The organism is Nocardioides mesophilus (genome assembly GCF_014395785.1).
GTDB lineage: Bacteria > Actinomycetota > Actinomycetes > Propionibacteriales > Nocardioidaceae > Nocardioides_B > Nocardioides_B mesophilus.
Map to the genome: position 1 here is coordinate 2,125,891 of NZ_CP060713.1, position 20,859 is coordinate 2,146,749.

Consider the following 20,859-nt stretch of genomic DNA (forward strand, 5'->3'; position numbering starts at 1 on the left):
GAGGTCATGACCGGTCAGCCTGCCATGACGTAGACGCGAGCGTGAAGCACCTGCCGCTGCTGCAGCGCTGCTCGCAGGGCGCGGTGCAGACCGTCCTCGAGGTAGAGCTCGTCGCGCCACTCGACCACGTGCGCGAACAGGTCGCCGAAGAAGGTCGAGTCCTCGTCGAGCAGCGCGACCAGGTGGAGCGTGTCCTTGGTGGTGACCAGCTCGTCGAGCCGCACCTGTCGTGGCGGTAGCGAGGCCCAGTCCTTGGCCGTCAACCCGTGCTCGGGGTACGGCTTGCCGGAGCCCACGCGCTTGAAGATCACGCACGCCAGCATAGGTCTAGGGTCACGTCATGACCGAGCACCCGATCGAAGCAGCGGTGGCAGCCGGCTATGCCTTCGAGGGCCCGGCCCTCGAGCTGGGCGGCCTGATGATCGACGCGAGCACGCTCACCGACGTCGCGGTGCGGATCCCGCTCGGCATGCTGAACCGGCACGGTCTGGTGGCCGGAGCCACCGGCACCGGCAAGACCAAGACGCTGCAGCTGCTCGCCGAGCAGCTCGCCACCCAGGGCGTGCCGGTCTTCGCCGCGGACATCAAGGGCGACCTCTCCGGGCTCGCGGCGCCGGGCCAGGAGAGCCCCCGGATCAGCGAGCGGGCCGCCTCGGTCGGGCAGACCTGGACCGCCCGCGGCTTCCCGGTGGAGTACTACGCCCTCGGCGGCCAGGGCACCGGGGTCCCGCTACGGGCCACGATGACCGCCTTCGGCCCGACCCTGCTGGCCAAGGTGCTCGGGCTCAACGACACCCAGGAGTCGTCGCTGGGGCTGGTCTTCCACTACGCCGACAAGGCGGGTCTGCCGCTGCTGGACCTCGCCGACCTGCGCGCGGTGGTGCAGTACCTCGTCTCCGACGAGGGCAAGGCCGACCTCAAGGGGCTCGGCGGACTCTCCTCCTCGACCGCGGGCGTGATCCTGCGCGAGCTGATCGCGTTCAGCGACCAGGGCGCCGACGCGTTCTTCGGCGAGCCGGAGTTCGAGTCCGCCGACCTGCTGCGGACCACCGCCGACGGACTCGGCGTGATCTCGCTGGTCGAGCTGCCGAACCTGCAGGACCGGCCGGCAGTCTTCTCCACCTTCTTGATGTGGCTGCTCGCGGACCTCTTCCACGACCTGCCCGAGGTCGGCGACGTGGACAAGCCGAAGCTGGTGTTCTTCTTCGACGAGGCGCACCTGCTCTTCCACGACGCCTCCAAGGACTTCCTCTCCGCCATCGCGCAGACGGTCCGGCTGATCCGGTCCAAGGGGGTCGGTGTCTTCTTCGTGACCCAGTCGCCCACCGACGTCCCGGACGACGTCCTCGGGCAGCTCGGCTCCCGCGTGCAGCACCAGCTCCGGGCGCACACCCCCAACGACGCCAAGGCGTTGAAGCAGACGGTGAGCACCTACCCGGTCTCGGCCTACCACGACCTCGGGGCGGTGCTCACCTCATTGGGCATCGGCGAGGCGGTGGTCACGGTGATGAACGAGCGCGGGGCGCCGACCCCGGTGGCGTGGACCCGGCTCCGGGCACCCGAGTCCTTGATGGCCCCGGCCGACCCGGCCGCGATGCAGGCCGCGGTGCTCGCCTCGCCGCTGCAGGCGAAGTACGCCGAGACGATCGACCGTGACTCCGCGCACGAGCGTCTCGCCGCCAAGGTGGAGGCCGGCGCCGCGAAGGCCGAGGCGGAGGCCGCCGCCTCGCCGAACGCGCCGGACGCGCGCGTGAGGAGGCCGCGCAAGCGGGCCAAGGTCGACTACCCCGCCCCGGCTCGTCGGCAGGAGGGGCCGGGCGACGTGCTCGCCGACGTCATCAGCTCACCGATCGCCAAGGACCTGATGCGCACGGCGGCGCGCGAGATCCTGCGCGGGGTGTTCCGCACCGGCCGACGCTGACCCGGGCCTCACCAGATCGTGCATTCGGGCTCCGTCCCCGGCCCGGCGGCGTCATCATCGGGGTCGGGCCAGGCCTCGTCCACGAGCCGCCCGCCACGACGACGTACGACGCGAGGGGACGTTCATGAGCGAGACCTGGCTGCCCGGCGACTTCGTCCACCCCAAGCGGGTGGAGCTGCCCAGCGGACAGCACCTGCGGCCGATCCGCGCCGACGACACCGAACTGGACCTGGTCGCGGTGATGGGCTCGCGGGAGCGGCTGTGGTCGATGTACGGCGAGGCCTGGGGCTGGCCGCCCGCGACGATGACCGCCGAGCAGGATCGCGAGGACCTGCAGCACCACGCCGACGAGATGGAGCGCAACGAGTCGTTCAACTACGCCCTGTTCGACGAGCAGGAGAGCGAGCTGCTCGGCTGCGTCTACATCGAGCCGACCGACAAGCCGGGGGCCGACGCGGACGTCATGTGGTGGGTCGTCGACCCGCTGGTCGGCTCCGAGGTGGAGCAGGCGCTCGACGACCTGGTCCCGCTGTGGATCGCCTCGGACTGGCCCTTCGAGCAGCCGCGTTACGTCGGTCACGACCTGTCGTTCGAGGAGTGGCTGGCGATCCCACGCGAGGGCCGTTCCACCTGAGCCGGGCTCAGGGGTAGAGTCGCGAGGCGGTCAAGACCCGGCCGGACGACGCTCAGCACCGAGGAGCTCTGCGTGTACGCCGAGAACGACCTGCTCGACATCGCCGTGACCGATCACGGCGACCAGACCCTCGTGACCCTCCGCGGCGAGCTCGACCTCGCCACCCAGGGCACCTTCCGCACGCAGGTCATCGACCTGCTGGTCTCCGGCTCCAACCGTCTCGTGATCGACCTCTCGGAGCTGGACTTCCTGGACTCCACCGGGCTCGGCGCGCTGATCGGGATCCGCCGCCGGGCGCACGCCCTGCAGGGCTCGATGACGCTGGTCTGCCCGACCCACGCCGTGATGGAGCTGTTCAGCATCGCCGGCCTGGAGAAGGTCTTCGACATCCGGCCGAGCCTCGACGTCGCGCTCGACTCCGGCGTGCCGCAGGCCTGAACCGGCCGGCCCGCCGGACGATCAGAGGTTGCTCACACGCACCAGGTGAGCGCCTCGACGGCCAGGTCCGCGGGGGCGTAGGTCCCCCGCAGGTCGGGCCTGCCCTCGAGCAGCGCGGCCAGGCTGCAGAGGTGGGCCGCAGCGCGCCGCTGGGAGGCCAGCACCAGCCGGTCCGGCGAGGGGCCGGCGGAACGCTCCGTCGAGCCGGCGGCGCGCGCCGCGGGAACCGGGCGTGCGCTGACTCGCTCCGGGAGGAGTGCGGTCATGGTCGGCCCCCTTGGGGTCGGGCGGAAGAGCGGGTGGCGCTCACGTACCCCAAGGGTGGCGGATTCATTTGTCGGGATCGTTACGCCATGTGTCGGCCGGTTGAACTCTTCGCCACGCCCGGATGGCGAGAGCCCCGCCGGTGGGCACCGGCGGGGCTCTCGTCGTGGCGGAGGATAGGGGATTCGAACCCCTGAGGGCTATTAACCCAACCCGCTTTCCAAGCGAGCGCCATAGGCCACTAGGCGAATCCTCCGCCGGAGAGGCTACCGGCCGCCGCGCGTGCGCGGAAATCGCGCCCGGCTTGGGGCAGCGGAGCGCCGTCGCCTAGACTCGGGCCAACCCCCCGTGCGGCGGCACCTCGCCCAACTCCCCCAGGGCCGGAAGGCAGCAAGGGCAAGTGAGCTCTGTCGGGTGCGCGGGGGCCTTTTCGTCTCACGATGGTGAGTGTCGGCCGGGGTGGTTAGGGTCATGGACGTGGAAGCACCGCTCGCCCTCTACCGCCGCTACCGGCCCGAGACCTTCGCCGAGGTCATCGGCCAGGATCACGTGACCACGCCGCTGCGGGCGGCGCTGAAGAACAACCGGGTCCACCACGCCTACCTGTTCTCCGGACCCCGTGGCTGCGGCAAGACCACGAGCGCCCGCATCCTCGCGCGCTGCCTCAACTGCGAGCAGGGACCGACCGACACCCCCTGCGGGGTCTGCCAGTCCTGCGTGGACCTGGCGCGCGGCGGCCCGGGCTCCATCGACGTCATCGAGATCGACGCGGCCAGCCACGGCGGTGTCGACGACGCCCGGGACCTGCGCGAGCGCGCCTTCTTCGCCCCGGTCAGCAGCCGCTACAAGATCTACATCATCGACGAGGCCCACATGGTCTCGCCGGCCGGCTTCAACGCGCTGCTGAAGCTGGTCGAGGAGCCCCCCGAGCACATCAAGTTCGTCTTCGCCACGACCGAGCCGGAGAAGGTCATCGGCACGATCCGTTCGCGGACCCACCACTACCCGTTCCGGCTGATCCCGCCGCGCACCCTGTCGGACTACCTCCAGGAGCTGTGCGACCAGGAGCAGGTGCAGGTGGAGCCGGCCGCACTGCCGCTGGTCGTGCGCGCGGGCGGCGGGTCCGCCCGGGACACGCTCTCGGTGCTCGACCAGCTGATCGGCGGCGCCGGTCCCGAGGGCGTCACCTACGAGCTCACCACCGGGCTGCTGGGCTTCACCCCCGAGACCCTGCTCGACGAGGTCGTCGACGCGTTCGCGGCCGACGACGCAGGCACCGTCTTCGGCGTGGTCGACAAGGTGATCGAGACCGGCCAGGATCCCCGCCGGTTCACCGAGGACCTGCTGCGCCGGCTGCGCGACCTCCTGATCATCGCCGCGGTGCCGGACGCCCCGGCCACCGGCCTGATCGACCTGCCGCAGGACCAGGCCGAGCGGCTCGTCGCCCAGGCCGCCCGCTTCGGCCGCGCCGACCTCAGCCGCGCCGCCGACCTGGTCGCGGCCGGGCTCACCGAGCTCAAGGGCGCGACCGCGCCGCGGCTGCTGCTCGAGCTCATCTGCGCCCGCGTGCTGCTGCCGGGCGCCGACCACGGCACCGCCGGGGTGATGGCCCGCCTGGACCGGATCGAGAAGCGGATGGCGATCGAGGGCACCCCCTCGGCGGCGCTGCCCGCGTCGGGTGCGGCCGCTCCGGCACCGGCCCGGCGCGAGGATGCCGGCGCCGGCAGCGAGGGTCGCTCCGCCGCCGCCGCCACCCGTCGGCCGGAGGCCCCGACCCGGGAGGCCACGCAGTCGCCGGCCGCCGCGCACCAGCCGGCGCCGCAGGCGCCGGCGGCCTCGCCTGCGGTCTCTGCGGCCCCGCAGGAGGCCTGGCCGACCGCCACGACTCCCGGGGCCGACCGCCAGGCCGCGGAGGGCCGCCAGCAGACCGAGGAGGACCGTCCGCAGACCGAGGAGGACCGTCCGCAGACCGAGGAGGACCGTCCGCAGGCCCAGGACCAGGCGCCGGCCGCGGTCCCGCCGGCCGCGGAGCCTGCTCCGACGTCCGACCGGCCCGCCGCCGAGGCGGTCCAGCCGGCGGGACACCCCGCGCAGCCCGCTCCGCAGGGGCAGGCCGCTGCGCACGGTCTCGGCCTGGTCGAGGTGCGCCGGCTGTGGCCGGACATCCTCGACGCGGTCAAGCTCAAGCGGCGCTACACCTGGATCCTGCTCAGCCAGAACGGCCAGGTGACCGCCGTCGACGAGAAGACGCTGACCGTCGCGCTCGTGAACGCCGGCGCCCGCAACTCCTTCAGCAGCGGCGGCAGCGAGGAGATCCTGCGCCAGGCCTGCATCGACGTGGTCGGCCACGACTGGCGGATCGAGGCGATCGTCGACCCGACCGCGGAGCCGGGCGCCGGCGGGCCGATGACGATCCGCACCCATGACACCCGGCCGGTGGAGAGTGCCGCCCCGCAGCCGGGAGCCCCCGCGTCGGCCGGCCCCCCGCCGCCGGGTGACCAGGTCCCTGCCGCCGAGCCGGAGCCGCCGCAGCGCAGGCCCGTCGACCCGTCCGCCGTCGCGTCGGCCCGCGAGGCGATCCAGGACACCCGTCACCCCGGGGAGCAGCGCGCTGCCGCCACCCCCTCGGTCTCCGACGACGACGCCCACCGCGACGACCCCGACGCCGACGACGACCTCGGCGGGACCCAGCTCCTGCAGCGCGAGCTCGGGGCGAGCATCATCGAAGAGATCCCGCACAGCTGACCCCCACCCGGTTCAGCTGACCCCCACCCCGGAAGAGAGCGACACCAGATGACCCAGGGCACCCCCGACAACCCGTTCGGCGAGGGCGGCTTCGACATGAACGCCCTGCTCCAGCAGGCGCAGGCCATGCAGGAGCAGATGATGAGCGCCCAGGCGGAGCTCGCCTCCGCCGAGGTCGACGGCACCGTCGGCGACGGCCTGGTGACCGTGAAGGTGAACGGCACCGGCGAGCTGATCGGCGTCAAGATCCGTTCCGGGTCGTTCGACCCCGACGACACCGAGGACCTCGAGGACCTGATCGTGGCCGCCTACCGCGACGCCCGCGCCCGGGCCGACGCGCTGGCCGGCGAGAAGCTCGGGCCGCTCACCAGCGGCCTCGGCGAGCTCGGCGGCCCGGCCGGTGGACCCTCCGGCGGCTCTCCCGTCGGATTCTGAGCGGAGCCACACCCCTTCATGTACGAAGGCGTCGTCCAGGACCTCATCGACGAGCTCGGCCGGCTCCCGGGCGTGGGACCGAAGAGCGCGCAGCGCATCGCGTTCCACCTGCTGGCGGCCGACCCGGTCGACGTACGCCGGCTCGCGGACGTGCTCGTGGAGGTCAAGCAACGGGTCAAGTTCTGCTCGATCTGCGGCAACGTGGCCGAGGAGGAGACCTGCCGGATCTGCCGGGACCCGCGCCGGGACCTCAGCTGCATCTGCGTCGTGGAGGAGCCCAAGGACGTGGTGGCGATCGAGCGCACCCGGGAGTTCCGGGGGCGCTACCACGTGCTGGGCGGTGCGATCTCGCCGATCGAGGGCATCGGGCCGGACGAGCTGAGGATCCGCGAGCTGATGGTCCGGCTCGCCGACGGAGCGGTCACCGAGGTCATCCTGGCGACCGACCCGAACCTCGAGGGAGAGGCCACCGCGACGTACCTCACCCGCATGTTGCGCCCGATGGGCTTGCGTGTGACGCGACTTGCGAGTGGACTGCCCGTAGGAGGTGACCTCGAGTACGCCGATGAGGTCACGCTCGGCCGTGCATTCGAAGGGAGACGTGCTGTCGATGAGTGAGCAGACACCTGCTGGGGCCGTGGGACTCGACAGCGAGCTCGAGGACTTCGCCCAGCAGATCGCCGACCAGGTGGAGAGCTTCCTGCTCGCGCTGCGGGCGATCGCGCGCGGCGACGCCACCGGAGGTCAGGCCGTCTCGCTGCTGCTGCTCGAGGTGAGCCAGGTGCTGCTCGCCGGCGGCCGTCTCGGGGTGCACACCGACTTCCTGCCCGCCGACGAGTACGAACCCGACGCCGGGCCCGACCCCGACCTCGACGCGATGCGGCTGCGGCTCGCCGTGCTGCTCGAGGGCATCGACGTCTACACCGAGGTGTTCGACCCCTACGTCGACCCGCCCGAGGTGCTGACCTCGCTGCTCTCCGACGACCTGACCAGCATCGCCGCCGCCCTGGCGCACGGCCTGCGGCACTTCCGTGCCGGCCGGGTCAGCGAGGCGCTGTGGTGGTGGCAGTTCTCCTACATGTCCGCCTGGGGGAGCGAGGCCAGCGGGGTGCTCCGCGCGCTGCAGTCGGTGGTCTCGCACGACCGCTTCGACGCGGACTTCGAGGGCGAGCAGGACCGGGTCGAGGCAGCTGACGAGATGCTCGAGGCCGTAAATCCTTGATCCTCGCGGGGTGACCCCGCCCTGGCGGCAGGAGATCTTCCTGTGGCCTGCGGTGTCCGGCATGCGTCGGGCCCGACGACGGTCGCGGCCGGCTCGGTAGGATCATCGGCGTTGCCGACCAGCGGACCAGAGTCGAGGAGTGCACCTGTGGGCATTGTCGTCCAGAAGTACGGCGGCTCCTCCGTCGCCGACGCCGAGGGCATCAAGCGGGTGGCCCAGCGGGTCCTCGACGCCAAGCGCGCCGGGCACGACGTCGTGGTCGTGGTCTCGGCGATGGGGGACACCACCGACGAGCTGATCGACCTGGCCCAGCAGGTCTCGCCGCTGCCCGCCGGGCGCGAGCTCGACATGCTGCTCACCGCCGGCGAGCGGATCTCGATGGCGCTGCTGGCGATGGCGATCGGCAACCTCGGCCAGGAGGCACGCTCGTTCACCGGCAGCCAGGCAGGCGTCATCACCGACAGCTCGCACGGCAAGGCCAAGATCATCGACGTCACGCCGGGCCGGATCGAGAGGGCGCTCGAGCAGGGCGCGGTCGCGATCGTGGCCGGCTTCCAGGGCGTCAGCCAGGACACCAAGGACATCACCACGCTCGGCCGCGGCGGCAGCGACACCACCGCCGTGGCGCTCGCCGCGGCGCTGAACGCCGACGTCTGCGAGATCTACAGCGACGTCGACGGCGTCTTCACCGCCGACCCGCGGATCGTGCCCACCGCCCGCAAGCGGGACCGGATCTCCTACGAGGAGATGCTGGAGATGGCCGCCTGCGGCGCCAAGATCCTGCACCTGCGCTGCGTGGAGTACGCCCGCCGCTACGAGATGCCCATCCACGTCCGGTCGTCGTTCAGCCAGAAGACCGGAACCTGGATCACCGACGAGGAGAACGACATGGAACAGGCCATCATCGCCGGCGTCGCGCACGACCGGAGCGAGGCCAAGATCACCGTCGTCGGGGTCCCGGACAAGGTCGGTGAGGCCGCCCGGATCTTCGAGGCGCTCTCCGAGGCGCAGATCAACCTCGACATGATCGTGCAGAACGTCTCGGCCGCCTCGACGAACCTGACCGACATCTCCTTCACCCTGCCGCGCGACGACGGTCAGGTCGCGATGGCGGCCCTGGCCCGGATCCAGGGCGAGGTCGGCTACGACTCGCTGCTCTACGACGACCAGATCGGCAAGGTCTCGCTGATCGGGGCCGGGATGCGCTCGCACCCGGGCGTCACCGCCAAGTTCTTCGCCTCCCTGGCGTCGGCCGGCGTCAACATCGAGATGATCTCCACCTCCGAGATCCGGATCTCGGTCATCGTCGACCAGGCCCAGGTCGACGACGCGGTCGCCGCCACCCACACCGCCTTCGACCTCGACTCCGAGGACGTCGAGGCGGTCGTCTACGGCGGTAGCGGCCGATGAGCGTGCGACTCGGCATCGTCGGTGCCACCGGCCAGGTCGGCGAGGTGATGCGCCGGCTGCTGCTCGAGCGAGGCTTCCCTGCCGACGACGTACGCCTGTTCGCCTCGGCCCGTTCCGCCGGCAGCACCCTGGAGTACGACGGCCGCCGGATCGTCGTGGAGGACGCCGCCACCGCCGATCCCTCCGGGCTGGACGTCGCGCTGTTCTCCGCCGGCGCCACCACCTCACGGGCGCTCGCGCCCCTGTTCGCCGAGGCCGGCGCCGTTGTCGTGGACAACTCCTCCGCCTGGCGGATGGACCCCGACGTGCCGCTGGTCGTCAGCGAGGTGAACCCGCAGGCGATCCACCAGGCCCGCAAGGGGATCATCGCCAACCCGAACTGCACCACGATGGCGGCGATGCCGGTGCTCAAGCCCCTCCACGACGAGGCGGGGCTGGTCCGCATCGTCGCCAGCACCTACCAGGCGGTCTCCGGCAGCGGCGTCGCCGGCGTGCAGGAGCTCGCCGGCCAGGTGGCCGCGGTCGGCGATCGCGGCCCTGAGCTGGCCCACGACGGGTCCGCGGTGCCGCTGCCCGAGCCGCAGAAGTACACCCGACCGATCGCGTTCAACGTGCTGCCGATGGCCGGCTCGCTGGTCGACGACGGCAGCGACGAGACCGACGAGGAGCAGAAGCTCCGCAACGAGAGCCGCAAGATCCTCGACATCCCCTACCTCAAGGTCGCCGGCACCTGCGTCCGGGTGCCCGTGTTCACCGGCCACTCGCTGTCGCTGAACGTCGAGTTCGCGCGGCCGCTGTCGGCCAAGCGGGCGGTGGAGCTGCTCGCCGATGCGCCCGGGGTGGCGCTCAGTGACATCCCCACGCCGCTGGAGGCCGCCGGCAAGGACCCGAGCTACGTCGGCCGGATCCGCCAGGACGCCAGCCTGGACGACGAGCGCGGGCTGGTGCTGTTCGTCAGCAACGACAACCTGCGCAAGGGCGCCGCGCTCAACACGATCCAGATCGCGGAGCTGCTCGCGGCTCGCTGACCGGCCGCGCACGACTGCTTGCCTCAGACGGGGTCGGTGCCGCGGGAGGTCTCGGGTGCCGTGTCGAACCGGCTGGTCACCCAGTGCGCGAGCGCGTACGACGCCAGCCCGATCAGCGGGACCACCACGAACATCCACCCGCTCGTCCACGCGTCCGACAGCACCAGCAGCGCCATCACGCACAGCACGCCGACGCCCAGGACGCTCGTGCTGCGCGGCTCCGGCACCCGGAGCATCGCGAGCAGCACCGCGCCGGCCAGCACCATCACGGCAAGGATCGCCAGCAGCAGCGCCAGTCCCGCCCCGCCGCCGCAGGAGCTCGTGCCGCGGACCGCGTCGCACCCGGCGAGGCCACCCCAGGTCAGGAACGTGCCCAGCAGGCCGACCAGCAGGCCGGTCAGCGCTGCGGCCACCACCGCGGGCACCGGGAGCCGCCGGCGCTCCCGCGTGCGCTCCGGGGCCGGTGCAGGCGGCCGGGACGCCTGCTCGGTGGCCAGGCTCGTGCCCCGGGGCTGAGCGGCGGCGGCGACCGGTCCGGACTCCACCTCGGGCTCCGGCTCGAAGGTCGGCTCGGAGGTCGGCTGGGGGTGGCGACGGCGCCGACGGCGGAACAGCGAAGGCAGCTCGAGATCCGGCTCCCGGGGCCCCTCGCCGGTTTCCTTGTCCGCCATGGCCGCAGTCTGCCAGACCTGCGGACGACGGCCGTGCCCGTGCGAGCGGTTTCAGAGGGCCTCTGCCGCGACGTGGTTGCGGCGCCCGGCCACCTTCGAGGCATAGGCCCGCTCGCCGGCGACACGCATCGCCTCGTTGACGTCTCCGTTCGGTTGCACGGCCACGCCGATGGTGACGGTCACGATCGGCACGTCGGGTACGCCGCCGTGCTCGAGCGCCAGAGCCTCGACAGCTCCACGGATCCGCTCGGCGGCGTCGCGGGCGACGATGCCGTCGGCTTCGGGCAGCACCGCCACGAACTCCTCGCCGCCCTTGCGGAACACGCGGTCCGAGTCACGACAGTTGCCGGTCAAGGTCTGAGCGAGCTGCTGGAGAGCGCCGTCGCCCCGCTGGTCTCCGTGTCGATGGTTGTAGGCACTGAACCGGTCCACGTCGACGAAGAGGACGGATGCCGGCTTCCCCGCGTGGGAGGCGACGAACTCGTCGAGGGCGCGTCTGTTCGGCAAGCACGTGAGGGGGTCGGTGCGCGCCTCGGCGTGAAGCCTGTCCCGCTCAGCACGAAGGGCCGACACGGATACGGCACCGTGCACGTCCTCGCGCAGTGATCGCTCCAGCGCCAGGTCGTAGCGAACGACTCCGTCACCCCCGGCGGCCTTCACGGCGTACATCGCCAGGTCGGCCTGCCGCAGGGACTCCTCGAGGTCGGTCACCTCGGTCACGCCGACCGAGGCGGTCACCGGATACTCGACGCCCAGGAACGGTCGGGAGATGTCCTGGCAGACGGCGGCTGCCAGCTTGGTCGCGACGTCGACGGCCGACTCCGGGACGAGCACTGCGAACTCGTCACCACCAAGTCGCGCGATCGTGGCCGACGAGGGCAACGCCTGCCGAAGCCGTTGCGCGACCTCGAACAGCAGTGTGTCGCCGATCTGGTGCCCGAGCCGGTCGTTGACCTGCTTGAAGCCATCCATGTCGACCATCATCAGCGCGCCGGACGGCGAGTCCTCGGTGCACACCTGCCGGAGTCGTTCCAGCAGCAGGGCCCTGTTGGGCAGGCCGGTCAGGGAGTCGTACAGCGCCTGGTGCTCGAGGTCGTTCTCCCGCTGCCGGGCCTCAGTGCTGTCGATCACGGTGAGGACCAACAAGCCGGACGGCTGCTGAGGCAGACGGGCGTGGCTGCCGTGCACGTGAACGAAGCGAGCGGCCTCGCCGGGCACCGGGGCGACGTCGGCGGTGAAGAACATGCTGGTCGACGTCGTCGACTGCGCCAGCCCGGCGACGTATCCGCAGGCACGCTGTCGGTCGGGCGGGGTGAACAAGGCCTCGAACCGAGATCCGACGACGTCCCTCGCAAGGAGGACGTGCGCCTTCTCGTTGGCGAATCGGATCAGCCCCTCCATGTCCAGCACGACGATCGCGGTGGGGCTCCACTCCACCACGGTCCGGTAGAAGCCCTGCTCGCCGGACACGTCCCCCTGACAGCTCACCCGCTCATTGTCCGCACCTTGTGTCGGCGTTGGGGGAGATTGTGAACTCCCGAGGGGTCGGAACGCAGCAGACCCCCACCCGGATGGATGGGGGTCGCTTCCCTGCGTTTACTCGGTCGGGCTGACAGGATTTGAACCTGCGGCCTCTTCGTCCCGAACGAAGCGCGCTACCAAACTGCGCCACAGCCCGAGAGCCCTTGATCGGCGCGGTGAGTCTACCCGAGCGACGCCCCGGCTACGAATCCGGCCCGGCGGTCAACGTCAGCAAGGTCGCTTCGGGCCGGCAGCAGAACCGCAGCGGCACGTAGGGCGACGTGCCGAGACCGGCGGACACGTGCAGCCACGAGCTGCCGGGTGTGCCCGGCAGCGAGGTGGCCGGATGCCGGTGCAGCCCCTTCGCGCGCGCCGGCTCGAGGTCGCAGTTGGTCACCAGGGCGCCCTTGCCCGGCAGGCACAGCTGGCCGCCATGCGTGTGACCCGCCATCACCAGCTCGTAGCCGTCGGCGGCGAACCGGTCGAGGACCCGCAGGTACGGCGCGTGGGCGACCGCCACGCGGACGTCGGCCGAGGAGTCGGCGGCCCCGCCGACGGCCGCGAGGTCGTCGTACCCCAGGTGCGGGTCGTCGACGCCGACGAAGGCGAACGAGGTTCCGGCCACGGCGAGGTTGGCACGGGCGTTGTCAAGGTCGACCCAGCCGCGCTTCTCGAAGCCGGCGACCATCTCGCGCCACGGCAGCTGGGGAGAGCTGGTGTTGCGGCGCCCGTCGTCGGGCAGCAGGTAGCGGACCGGGTTGCGCGTCGTCGGCGCGAAGTAGTCGTTGGAGCCGCGCACGAACACCCCCGGGACGTCGAGGAGGTCCCCGAGGGCGTCGAGCAGGACCGGCACGGAGTCGCGGTGCGCCAGGTTGTCGCCGGTGTTGACCACCAGGTCCGGCTGCAGGGACGCGAGGCTCCGCAACCACTCCTGCTTGCGGTGCTGGGACGGGGTCAGGTGCAGATCGCTGAGGTGCAGCACGGTGAGGTCACGGTGCCCGGGCGGCAGCACCGCGACGGTCGCGGTGCGCAGCGCGAACCACCTCGCCTCCCACGACGCGTAGGCGAGGCCGGCCACCGCGGTCGCGGCACCGAGCTTCGCGACCCGGGCGATCGGGCGGGCGACAGGCCTGGCGGGCTGGCTGGCGGCGTGAGGGGGCATTGCCCAAGGCTGCCACAATGGCCCGATGAGCGAGCTCAAGGACCGGTTGCGCACCGACCTCACCGCGGCGATCAAGGGACGCGACGAGGTGACGTCGTCCACGCTCCGCATGGTGCTGACGGCGATCACCAACGCCGAGGTCGCGGGCAAGGAGTCACGCGAGCTCACCGACGACGACGTCATCGGGGTGCTCAGCAGCGAGGGCAAGAAACGCCGCGAGGCCGCCGAGGCGTTCGCCGACGCCGGTCGCGTCGAGCAGGCCGCCAAGGAGCGGGCCGAGGCGGAGGTGATCGCCGGCTACCTGCCCGCCCAGCTGACCGAGCAGGAGGTGGCGGACCTCGTCACCTCCACGATCGCCGCGCTCGGCGTGGCCGACGACGGCATGCGGGCGATGGGCCGCGTCATGGGCGCGCTGCAGCCGCAGGTCAAGGGCCGCGCCGACGGCGGTGTCGTCGCCGCGGAGGTACGCCGCCAGCTCGGCTAGCCGAGGGATCAGCCGTTCGGGCCGCGCCCGTTGCCGCGGCCGTTGCCCGGCTTGTCGTTGCCGCCACCGCCACCGCCACCGCCGGTGTTCCCGCCACCGCCGCCGGTGTTGCCGCCGGTGGTCGGCGCGGGCTGCGGCGCCGGCTGCGGGGCCGGCTGCGGCGCCGGCTCCGGGGTGCCGTTGGAGACGTAGATGGTGATGGTGCTGCCGGTGCCGATCTGGGTGCCGGAGCCGGGAGACAGGTAGGCGACGGTGCCGTAGGAGTTGCTGCTGTTCACCATCGGCCCGATCACCGGGCTGAAGCCGGCCCGACGCAGCGCCTCCGCGGCCGAGGTCGGGCTGTAGCCGTAGAGCGAGGGGACCGTGGTCATCCGGCCCATGATGGCGGTGGGGTCAGGAACCGTGAAGTCGGTGTCGGGCAGGAGCCCCTCGACCGCCTTCATGGCGTCGCCCCACATCGGGCCGGCCGTCGTGCTGCCGTGCGCGGTGTCGATGTAGGTGCCGCCGACGGTCTGGCCGTTCAACGAGATCCACTCGCCGACCGAGTTGGCGCCGGCGATCATCGAGGCGGTGGCCAGGTTGGGCGTGTAGCCGACGAACCAGACCGCCCGGTTCCCGCTGATCGTGCCGGTCTTGCCCGCGGAGGGCTGGTCGAGATTGATGCCGGCGTCGTACCCGAAGCCGCCCGGCTCCTGCACGCCGCGCAGCACGTCGTTGACGGCGTCCGCCTCGGCGGTCTTCAGCAGCTGCTGGCACTGCGCCGGGTAGTCGGCGATCTTCTTGCCGGCGCTGTTGAGGACCTCGGTGACCGGCCGTGCGTCACAGTGCAGCCCGCGGGCCGCGAAGGTGGCGTAGGCCTGGGCCATCGTCAGCGGGTCGGTGTTGGTGACACCGAGCGTGAACGAGGGGACCACCGTCTTGGGGTCGACGTCGATGCCCATCTCCTTGGCCAGCGTCGCCGGCTTGCACAGCCCCGTGCGCTGCTCGAGCTGGGCGTAGAAGGTGTTCACCGACAGCTGGGTGCCGGCGTAGAGGTCGAAGGTTCCACTCTTGGTGGAGTTCTCCACCGGCCAGGAGGCGGTGGAGCGGTACATCCCGTCGCAGTCGCGGAACGAGTTCTCGGCCAGGGTGATGGTCGGTGGCGCCGGGATCTGCGTCGACAGCGGGATGCCCTGCTGGATCGCCGAGGCGAGGACGAACGCCTTGAACGTCGATCCGGCCTGGAAGCCGTTGGCGTCGCCGTACTTCGCCGGCACGACGTAGTTGAGGTAGGTCTGCCCGGCCTTCCTGTCGTCGCCCATCGGGCGGGACTGGGACAGGGCACGGACCTCGCCGGTGCCGGGTTGCACCATCGCCAGCCCGCCGATGGCCTGGTCGGTGGGGTTCACGTGCGCACGCACGGAGGCGTCGGCCGCCCGCTGGTAGCGCAGGTCCACCGTGGTCCGGATCGTCAGACCGCCGTTCTTGAGCAGCTCCCTGCGGTCGTCCTTGGTCTTGCCCAGCGCGGGATCGGCGAGGAGGTACTGGAGCGCGTAGTCGCAGAAGAACGGCGCCGGCGAGTTGACGCAGCCGTTGCTGGTCGGGCTGACCTTGAGGCCGAGCCGGCGCTTCATCGCCCGGTCCGCCTCCGACTTCGAGATCACGTTGAGCTTGAGCATCGTCTCCAGCACCGTGTTGCGACGGTTCAGCGCCTCGCCCGGGTTGTTGGTCGGGTCGTAGCCGGTCGGGTTCTTCACCAGACCCGCGAGCAGCGCTGCCTCGTGGAGCTTCAGCTGGGACGCCGGCTTGGAGAAGTAGTGCTGGGCGGCCGCCTCGATACCGTGCGCGCCGTCGCCGAAGTAGGCGATGTTCAGGTAGCGCTCGAGGATCCAGTCCTTGGAGTAGTTCTCCTCGAAGGCGATGGCGTAGCGCAGCTCGCGGATCTTGCGGGAGTAGGAGTCCGCGGTCGCCTCCGCCTGCTCCTTGTCGCTGTCGGCCTGGGCGAGCAGCGTCATCTTGACCATCTGCTGGGTGATCGACGAGCCACCCTGGACCGTCGAGTCGGCCATCTCGTTGGTGACGAACGCGCGGAGCGTGCCGCGCAGGTCCAGCGCGCCGTGCTGGTAGAACCGGAAGTCCTCGATCGAGATGATCGCCTTGCGCATGATCGGCGCGACCTTGACGAGCGGGACGTTGACGCGGTTCTCCTCGTACAACGTGGCCAGCAAGGTGCCGTTCTTCGCCAGCACCCGGGTGCGCTGGGGCAGCGGCTCGGCCTTCAGCTCGGCCGGGATCTTGTCCATGGTCTGCGCGACGTCGCGAGCCGACAGCCCCACCACGCCCGCGAACGGAACGGCCAGGCCGGCGACGAGGACGCCCATGACGGCGGCGACCGCCACCATCACGCCCAGGTGGGAGAGGATGGAGGCAGGCTTCAAGGTGTCGGTGCGACGCGCGGACATGGGTCCCAGGTTAGAGGACATGTGGGCGGGATAGCCCGAACAGGCCACACGCGGGCGGCGTCCGGCATCCCACCCGCCACAGGAGCCACTTGGGAGGACAACCCACCCCCCTCCGGGACGAACACCTGCCAATCGGTCGACTTGAGTAGTTCCTTTGGACTACGCCAAGTTGCTCCCTCTGTGTCTGTTTCGCGCCAATACCATTCTTTACCTTTCTACGTGGGATGACTCAACGACCTGTGGGTTCAAGCAGGTCCTCTCGGATGGGAGCCGAGCAATGACGTGGAACGAAGACTGGGCAACTGTGGCCCTGTGCAACGAGACCCGGCCGGACGAGCTGTTCGTGCGTGGCGCCGCCCAGAACCGGGCGAAGCAGCTGTGCGCGGGCTGTCCGGTCCGCACCGAGTGCCTCGCCGAGGCCCTCGACAACGAGATCGAGTGGGGCGTGTGGGGTGGCATGACCGAGCGTGAGCGTCGGGCTCTGCTGCGTCGTCGTCCCAACGTGACCTCGTGGCGGCGGCTGCTCGAGACCGCGATGGCCGACCACCAGGCCGCCGTGTCGGCCGAGACCACGGTCGTGGCCGTCTCCGCCTGAGCCTGCGAGCCGAAGGTCCTGGAACGGGTTCGCTAGGCGCTGAGCAGCTCGCCGACGCGCCGCAGGCCCTCCAGGTCGTGCACGTCGGTGGACAGCGCCGGCACCACCACGGTGGGCACGTGCGGGTGCACTGCGGAGAACCGCTGCCGCAGCCGGCTCTCGCGCGCCACCAGCCGGGCCCGCTCCGCGGCGAGTCGCAGCAGGCCGCTGGTGAGGTGCGCCTCGTCGGCCCCCGAGAGCCGCTCCGCCGCCGCGAGCGCCTGCTCCCCCGAGATCCCGCCCAGCGGTGAGCGGCTGGCCCGGTTCACCACCAGGCCGGCCAGCGGCATCTGCTCCTCCTCGAGCCGCTCCACGAAGTACGACGCCTCCCGCAACGCGTCCGGCTCCGGGGCCGCCACCACCAGGAACGCCGTCCCCGGCGCCTGCAGCAGCTCGAACGTCTTGGTGGCCCGCTGACGGAACCCGCCGAACAGCGTGTCGAAGGCGGTGACGAAGGTGGACAGGTCCTTGAGCACCTGGGCGCCGAGGATCTTGGTGAGCGCGCCGGTGATCGCCGAGAGGCCGGCCGTCATCAGCCGCGCCGGGCCCCGGGCGGGCGCCAGCAGGATCCGGATGAACCGGCCGTCCAGGAAGCTCGAGAGCCGCTCCGGTGCGTCGAGGAAGTCCAGCGCCGACCGCGACGGCGGCGTGTCCACGATGATGAGGTCCCAGCGCCCGGTGCGTCGGGCGTCCTTGTGGAGCTGGCCGAGCTTCTCCATCGCCATGTACTCCTGCGTGCCCGCGAACGAGCTCGAGAGCGCCACGTAGAACGGGTTGGCCAGGATCTGGGCGGCCTTCTCCGGGCTGGCCTGGCTCTCGACCACCTCGTCGAAGGTGCGCTTCATGTCCAGCATCATCGCGTCGAGCGACCCACCGCCGGTCGGCGCCAGGTGCGGCACCGGCCGGGGGATGTTGTCGAGTGCCTCGATCCCCATCGACTGGGCCAGCCGGCGGGCCGGGTCGATGGTGAGCACCACGACCTTGCGGCCCCGCTCGGCGGCGCGCAGCGCCAGCGCGGCCGAGGTCGTGGTCTTGCCCACCCCGCCCGAGCCGCAGCAGACGATGATCCGGGTCGCCGGGTCGTCGAGCAGGGCGTCCACGTCGAGCGGCGGGTTGGTGTGCGGGTGCCCCGCCAGCGGGCCGACCCGGCCGCGAGCGTGCTCGCCGTCGTGGATGTCGCGGGGGGCGCTCATGCCATGCCTTCCTCGACCAGGTCCTCGGCGAGCTCGTAGAGCCCCCCGAGGTCGACGCCGTCGGGCAACCGCGGCAGCTCGTAGGTGGGCACGTCCAGCTCGGCCACGCGCTCGCGCATCCGGTCCTCCAGCTCGCGTCGTTCGGCGTGGTCCCGAGCCTCCAGGAGGAGCTCGTCGACGACCTCGGGGGTCACGTCCAGGCCGGCCTTCTCCAGGTCGGCCTCCACCTGTGCGCGCGGCAGCGTGCCGTCGGCCGCGGCCCGGCGTACGTCCTCGGCCAGGGTGCGTCCGCGGACCAGGTTCACCACCACCCCGCCGACCGGCAGGCCGGCGTCGCGGAGCTGGGCGATCCCGTCGGCGGTCTCCTGGACCGGCATGTCCTCGAGCACCGTGACCAGGTGCACCCGGGTGCGCTTCGATCGGAGCAGGCCCATCACGTTGTCGGCCTGGCTGCGGATCGGGCCGACCTTCGCCAGCCCGGCCAGCTCCTTGTTGACGCCGAGGAACTGGGCGATCCGGCCGGTCGGCGGCGCGTCGAGCACCACGGCGTCGTACTCGCGGTGGTTCTTGCCGCGCTTGTTGCGGTAGACCGCCTCGTACACCTTGCCGGTGAGCAGCACGTCGCGCACGCCCGGGGCGATCGTGGTGGCGAAGTCGATGACGCCGAAGCGGTCGAGCGCCTTGCCGGCCCGCCCGAGGCGGTAGTACATCGCGAGGTACTCCATGAGCGCGGACTCCGGGTCGATCGCCAGGGCGTAGACGTGCCCGCCGCCACCACCCTCGCTGTCGGCGCCACTCGCGATCCGGCGCTCCTCGTAGGGCAGCGGCGGGACGTCGAAGAGCTGGGCGATCCCCTGACGTCCCTCGACCTCGCAGAGCAGCACCTGCTTGCCCCGGCTGGCCAGCGCCAGCGCCAGGGCCGCGGCCACCGTGCTCTTGCCGGTGCCGCCCTTGCCGGTCACCACGTGCAGACGCACTCCTGGCCAGTCCTCGGCCCCGGGGCCCTGCTCGTCGCTCATTCGTCGGAGCCTAGCCGGGCGGCGGTGCCGGATTCACGGGTCGGTGTCGAGGGTCACAGCGGATGGCTAGGGTGTGCTGCGTCAGCGTGAACGTCAGCGTGGTCTTCAGCGTGGTCGTAGGGAGGAGTCGTCGTGGACAAGGTCGTGGCAACGGCCGCGGAGGCGGTGGCCGACATCACGAGTGGTGCGACGGTCGCCGTGGGCGGCTTCGGGCTGTGCGGTGTTCCGGCGGTGCTGATCGATGCGCTGCTCGCCGCCGGCGTCTCGGACCTGCAGGCGGTGTCGAACAACTGTGGCGTCGACGAGTGGGGCCTGGGCCGGCTGCTCGCGGAGAGGCGGATCCGCCGGATGATCTCCTCCTACGTCGGGGAGAACAAGGAGTTCGCGCGGCAGTTCCTGCACGGCGAGCTGGAGGTCGAGCTGACGCCGCAGGGCACGCTCGCGGAGCGGATGCGGGCCGGCGGCTCCGGGATCCCCGCGTTCTTCACCGCGACCGGGGTCGGCACCCAGGTGGCCGAGGGCGGCCTGCCGTGGCGCTACGACTCCGACGGCAACGTGCTCGTCGCCTCCCCGCCGAAGGAGGTGCGCTCGTTCGCCACGGCCGAGGGGGAGAAGGACTTCGTGCTCGAGGAGGCGATCGTGGCCGACTTCGCGCTGGTGCGCGCCTGGAAGGGCGACCGGCACGGCAACCTCGTCTACCGGCAGTCGGCGCGCAACTTCAACCCGTTGGCGGCGATGTGCGGTCGGGTCACGATCGCCGAGGTCGAGCACCTCGTGGAGCCCGGCGAGATCGACGCGGACGACGTACACACCCCCGGGGTGTTCGTGCAGCGAGTGGTGCCCCTGACGCCTGAGCAGGCGGCGGACAAGCGGATCGAGAAGAGGACGGTGCGTTCCTGATGGCCGGTCACGGGTGGAGCCGCGAGGAGATGGCGGCGCGAGCGGCCTCGGAGCTGACCGACGGGTCTTACGTCAACCTCGGGATCGGGCTGCCGACCCTGGTGCCCAACTACGTCGCCGAGGACGTGGAGCTGGTGCTCCAGTCGGAGAACGGCATCCTCGGCGTCGGGGCCTACCCGACCGAGGACGCCGTCGACCCGGACCTCATCAACGCCGGCAAGGAGACCGTGACGCTGCGCAAGGGGGCGTCGTTCTTCGACTCCGCGATGTCGTTCGGGATGATCCGCGGCGGCAAGATCGACGCCGCGATCCTCGGGGCGATGCAGGTCTCGGCCTCCGGTGACATCGCGAACTGGATGATCCCCGGGAAGATGGTCAAGGGCATGGGCGGCGCGATGGACCTGGTCCACGGCGCCAAGCGGGTGATCGTGCTGATGGAGCACGTCGCCAAGGACGGCACCTACAAGATCGTCGAGGAGTGCTCGCTGCCGTTCACCGGTCGCCGCGTGGTGCAGCGGATCATCACCGACCTCGCCGTCATCGACGTGGTGGACCCCTCGACCGGTCGGCTCGCCACCTCGGGCACCCACGGCGAACGCGCGCTGAAGCTGGTCGAGCTCGCGCCCGGTGTCACCGAGGACGAGGTGCGCTCCAAGACCGAGCCGGCCCTCATCACCTGACCGCCGACGGCCCCTTCTGCCCCGTGTGCCCGCCGATTACCACGGTATGTCGGCTGT

Annotated in this window: 21 protein-coding genes, 2 tRNA genes and 1 other RNA gene; 14 read left to right on the top strand and 10 right to left on the bottom strand. The window is 71.4% G+C overall.

Annotation, left to right across the window (positions count from 1 at the left end):
* Positions 1–14: 14 nt before the first annotated feature.
* Complete coding sequence (locus H9L09_RS10150) at positions 15–311, bottom strand: type II toxin-antitoxin system VapB family antitoxin (RefSeq protein ID WP_187580463.1); 297 nt, start codon at positions 309–311, stop codon at positions 15–17.
* Between the two features lie 29 nt (positions 312–340).
* Between H9L09_RS10150 and H9L09_RS10155 the strand changes: the two genes are divergently transcribed.
* The 3 genes from H9L09_RS10155 to H9L09_RS10165 all read left to right on the top strand — a co-directional run bounded on the left by H9L09_RS10155 (position 341) and on the right by H9L09_RS10165 (position 2,993).
* On the top strand, positions 341–1,921 hold the full coding sequence (locus H9L09_RS10155) for a helicase HerA-like domain-containing protein (RefSeq protein WP_187580464.1): 1,581 nt from the start codon (positions 341–343) through the stop codon (positions 1,919–1,921).
* A 124-nt stretch (positions 1,922–2,045) separates the two neighbouring features.
* Complete coding sequence (locus H9L09_RS10160) at positions 2,046–2,555, top strand: GNAT family N-acetyltransferase (RefSeq protein ID WP_187580465.1); 510 nt, start codon at positions 2,046–2,048, stop codon at positions 2,553–2,555.
* Positions 2,556–2,627: 72 nt separating this feature from the next.
* Complete coding sequence (locus H9L09_RS10165) at positions 2,628–2,993, top strand: STAS domain-containing protein (protein ID WP_187580466.1); 366 nt, start codon at positions 2,628–2,630, stop codon at positions 2,991–2,993.
* 32 nt (positions 2,994–3,025) lie between these two features.
* Here the strand turns inward: H9L09_RS10165 and H9L09_RS10170 are convergent, their stop codons facing one another.
* Together H9L09_RS10170 and H9L09_RS10175 are read right to left on the bottom strand one after the other, a co-directional pair.
* On the bottom strand, positions 3,026–3,259 hold the full coding sequence (locus H9L09_RS10170) for a hypothetical protein (RefSeq protein WP_187580467.1): 234 nt from the start codon (positions 3,257–3,259) through the stop codon (positions 3,026–3,028).
* 165 nt (positions 3,260–3,424) lie between these two features.
* Positions 3,425–3,513 (bottom strand) — tRNA-Ser (locus H9L09_RS10175).
* Between the two features lie 84 nt (positions 3,514–3,597).
* Here H9L09_RS10175 and ffs point away from each other — a divergent pair.
* The 7 genes from ffs to H9L09_RS10210 all read left to right on the top strand — a co-directional run bounded on the left by ffs (position 3,598) and on the right by H9L09_RS10210 (position 10,097).
* Positions 3,598–3,688, top strand: an RNA gene (ffs, locus tag H9L09_RS10180) — signal recognition particle sRNA small type.
* A 46-nt stretch (positions 3,689–3,734) separates the two neighbouring features.
* Positions 3,735–6,002, top strand: a complete 2,268-nt coding sequence (locus tag H9L09_RS10185; RefSeq protein WP_223164287.1) for a DNA polymerase III subunit gamma and tau — start codon at positions 3,735–3,737, stop codon at positions 6,000–6,002.
* Positions 6,003–6,050: 48 nt separating this feature from the next.
* Entirely contained in the window at positions 6,051–6,437 is a 387-nt protein-coding gene (locus tag H9L09_RS10190) for a YbaB/EbfC family nucleoid-associated protein (protein WP_187580469.1), read from the top strand.
* A gap of 18 nt (positions 6,438–6,455) precedes the next feature.
* Positions 6,456–7,055: a recombination mediator RecR gene (gene recR, locus H9L09_RS10195; RefSeq protein ID WP_187580470.1), complete on the top strand. Its 600-nt coding sequence runs from the start codon at positions 6,456–6,458 to the stop codon at positions 7,053–7,055.
* Positions 7,048–7,659: a DUF5063 domain-containing protein gene (locus H9L09_RS10200; RefSeq protein ID WP_187580471.1), complete on the top strand. Its 612-nt coding sequence runs from the start codon at positions 7,048–7,050 to the stop codon at positions 7,657–7,659. The genes recR and H9L09_RS10200 overlap by 8 nt, the downstream gene beginning before the upstream one ends.
* 147 nt (positions 7,660–7,806) lie before the next feature.
* Positions 7,807–9,069 (top strand): aspartate kinase, encoded by a 1,263-nt coding sequence (locus tag H9L09_RS10205; protein WP_187580472.1) that lies wholly within the window; start codon positions 7,807–7,809, stop codon positions 9,067–9,069.
* Entirely contained in the window at positions 9,066–10,097 is a 1,032-nt protein-coding gene (locus tag H9L09_RS10210; protein ID WP_187580473.1) for an aspartate-semialdehyde dehydrogenase, read from the top strand. Before H9L09_RS10205 ends, H9L09_RS10210 begins: the two co-directional genes overlap by 4 nt.
* A 23-nt stretch (positions 10,098–10,120) precedes the next feature.
* Here the strand turns inward: H9L09_RS10210 and H9L09_RS10215 are convergent, their stop codons facing one another.
* The 4 genes from H9L09_RS10215 to H9L09_RS10230 all read right to left on the bottom strand — a co-directional run bounded on the left by H9L09_RS10215 (position 10,121) and on the right by H9L09_RS10230 (position 13,451).
* Positions 10,121–10,768 carry a hypothetical protein gene (locus H9L09_RS10215; protein ID WP_187580474.1) on the bottom strand — a complete coding sequence of 216 codons (648 nt, stop codon included), beginning with the start codon at positions 10,766–10,768 and terminating at the stop codon, positions 10,121–10,123.
* Positions 10,769–10,819: 51 nt separating this feature from the next.
* Positions 10,820–12,256 carry a sensor domain-containing diguanylate cyclase gene (locus H9L09_RS10220; protein ID WP_187580475.1) on the bottom strand — a complete coding sequence of 479 codons (1,437 nt, stop codon included), beginning with the start codon at positions 12,254–12,256 and terminating at the stop codon, positions 10,820–10,822.
* Between the two features lie 116 nt (positions 12,257–12,372).
* A tRNA-Pro gene (locus H9L09_RS10225) sits at positions 12,373–12,446 on the bottom strand.
* A 45-nt stretch (positions 12,447–12,491) separates the two neighbouring features.
* Positions 12,492–13,451, bottom strand: coding sequence for a metallophosphoesterase (locus H9L09_RS10230; RefSeq protein WP_187580476.1), 960 nt, complete (start codon positions 13,449–13,451; stop codon positions 12,492–12,494).
* 25 nt (positions 13,452–13,476) lie between these two features.
* Here H9L09_RS10230 and H9L09_RS10235 point away from each other — a divergent pair, with 25 nt between their 5' ends.
* Positions 13,477–13,935: a GatB/YqeY domain-containing protein gene (locus tag H9L09_RS10235; protein WP_187580477.1), complete on the top strand. Its 459-nt coding sequence runs from the start codon at positions 13,477–13,479 to the stop codon at positions 13,933–13,935.
* Positions 13,936–13,943: 8 nt separating this feature from the next.
* On the opposite strand, the gene H9L09_RS10240 is transcribed toward H9L09_RS10235, so the two are convergent.
* The gene (locus H9L09_RS10240; RefSeq protein ID WP_187580478.1) at positions 13,944–16,376 is read right to left on the bottom strand and encodes a transglycosylase domain-containing protein; all 2,433 of its coding nucleotides are present in this window, start codon (positions 16,374–16,376) and stop codon (positions 13,944–13,946) included.
* A gap of 277 nt (positions 16,377–16,653) precedes the next feature.
* Between H9L09_RS10240 and H9L09_RS10245 the strand changes: the two genes are divergently transcribed.
* Positions 16,654–16,971 carry a WhiB family transcriptional regulator gene (locus H9L09_RS10245; RefSeq protein WP_187580479.1) on the top strand — a complete coding sequence of 106 codons (318 nt, stop codon included), beginning with the start codon at positions 16,654–16,656 and terminating at the stop codon, positions 16,969–16,971.
* Between the two features lie 32 nt (positions 16,972–17,003).
* Here the strand turns inward: H9L09_RS10245 and bagB are convergent, their stop codons facing one another.
* Positions 17,004–18,203, bottom strand: coding sequence for an ArsA family ATPase (gene bagB / locus H9L09_RS10250; RefSeq protein WP_187580480.1), 1,200 nt, complete (start codon positions 18,201–18,203; stop codon positions 17,004–17,006).
* Entirely contained in the window at positions 18,200–19,222 is a 1,023-nt protein-coding gene (gene bagA, locus H9L09_RS10255; RefSeq protein ID WP_187580481.1) for an ATPase BagA, read from the bottom strand. Before bagA ends, bagB begins: the two co-directional genes overlap by 4 nt.
* Before the next feature lie 132 nt (positions 19,223–19,354).
* Between bagA and H9L09_RS10260 the strand changes: the two genes are divergently transcribed.
* A complete protein-coding gene (locus H9L09_RS10260) occupies positions 19,355–20,122 on the top strand; it encodes a CoA transferase subunit A (RefSeq protein ID WP_187580482.1) in 768 nt (255 codons plus the stop codon).
* Positions 20,122–20,802, top strand: a complete 681-nt coding sequence (locus tag H9L09_RS10265; RefSeq protein WP_187580483.1) for a 3-oxoacid CoA-transferase subunit B — start codon at positions 20,122–20,124, stop codon at positions 20,800–20,802. The genes H9L09_RS10260 and H9L09_RS10265 overlap by 1 nt, the downstream gene beginning before the upstream one ends.
* The last annotated feature ends 57 nt before the right edge of the window (positions 20,803–20,859 follow it).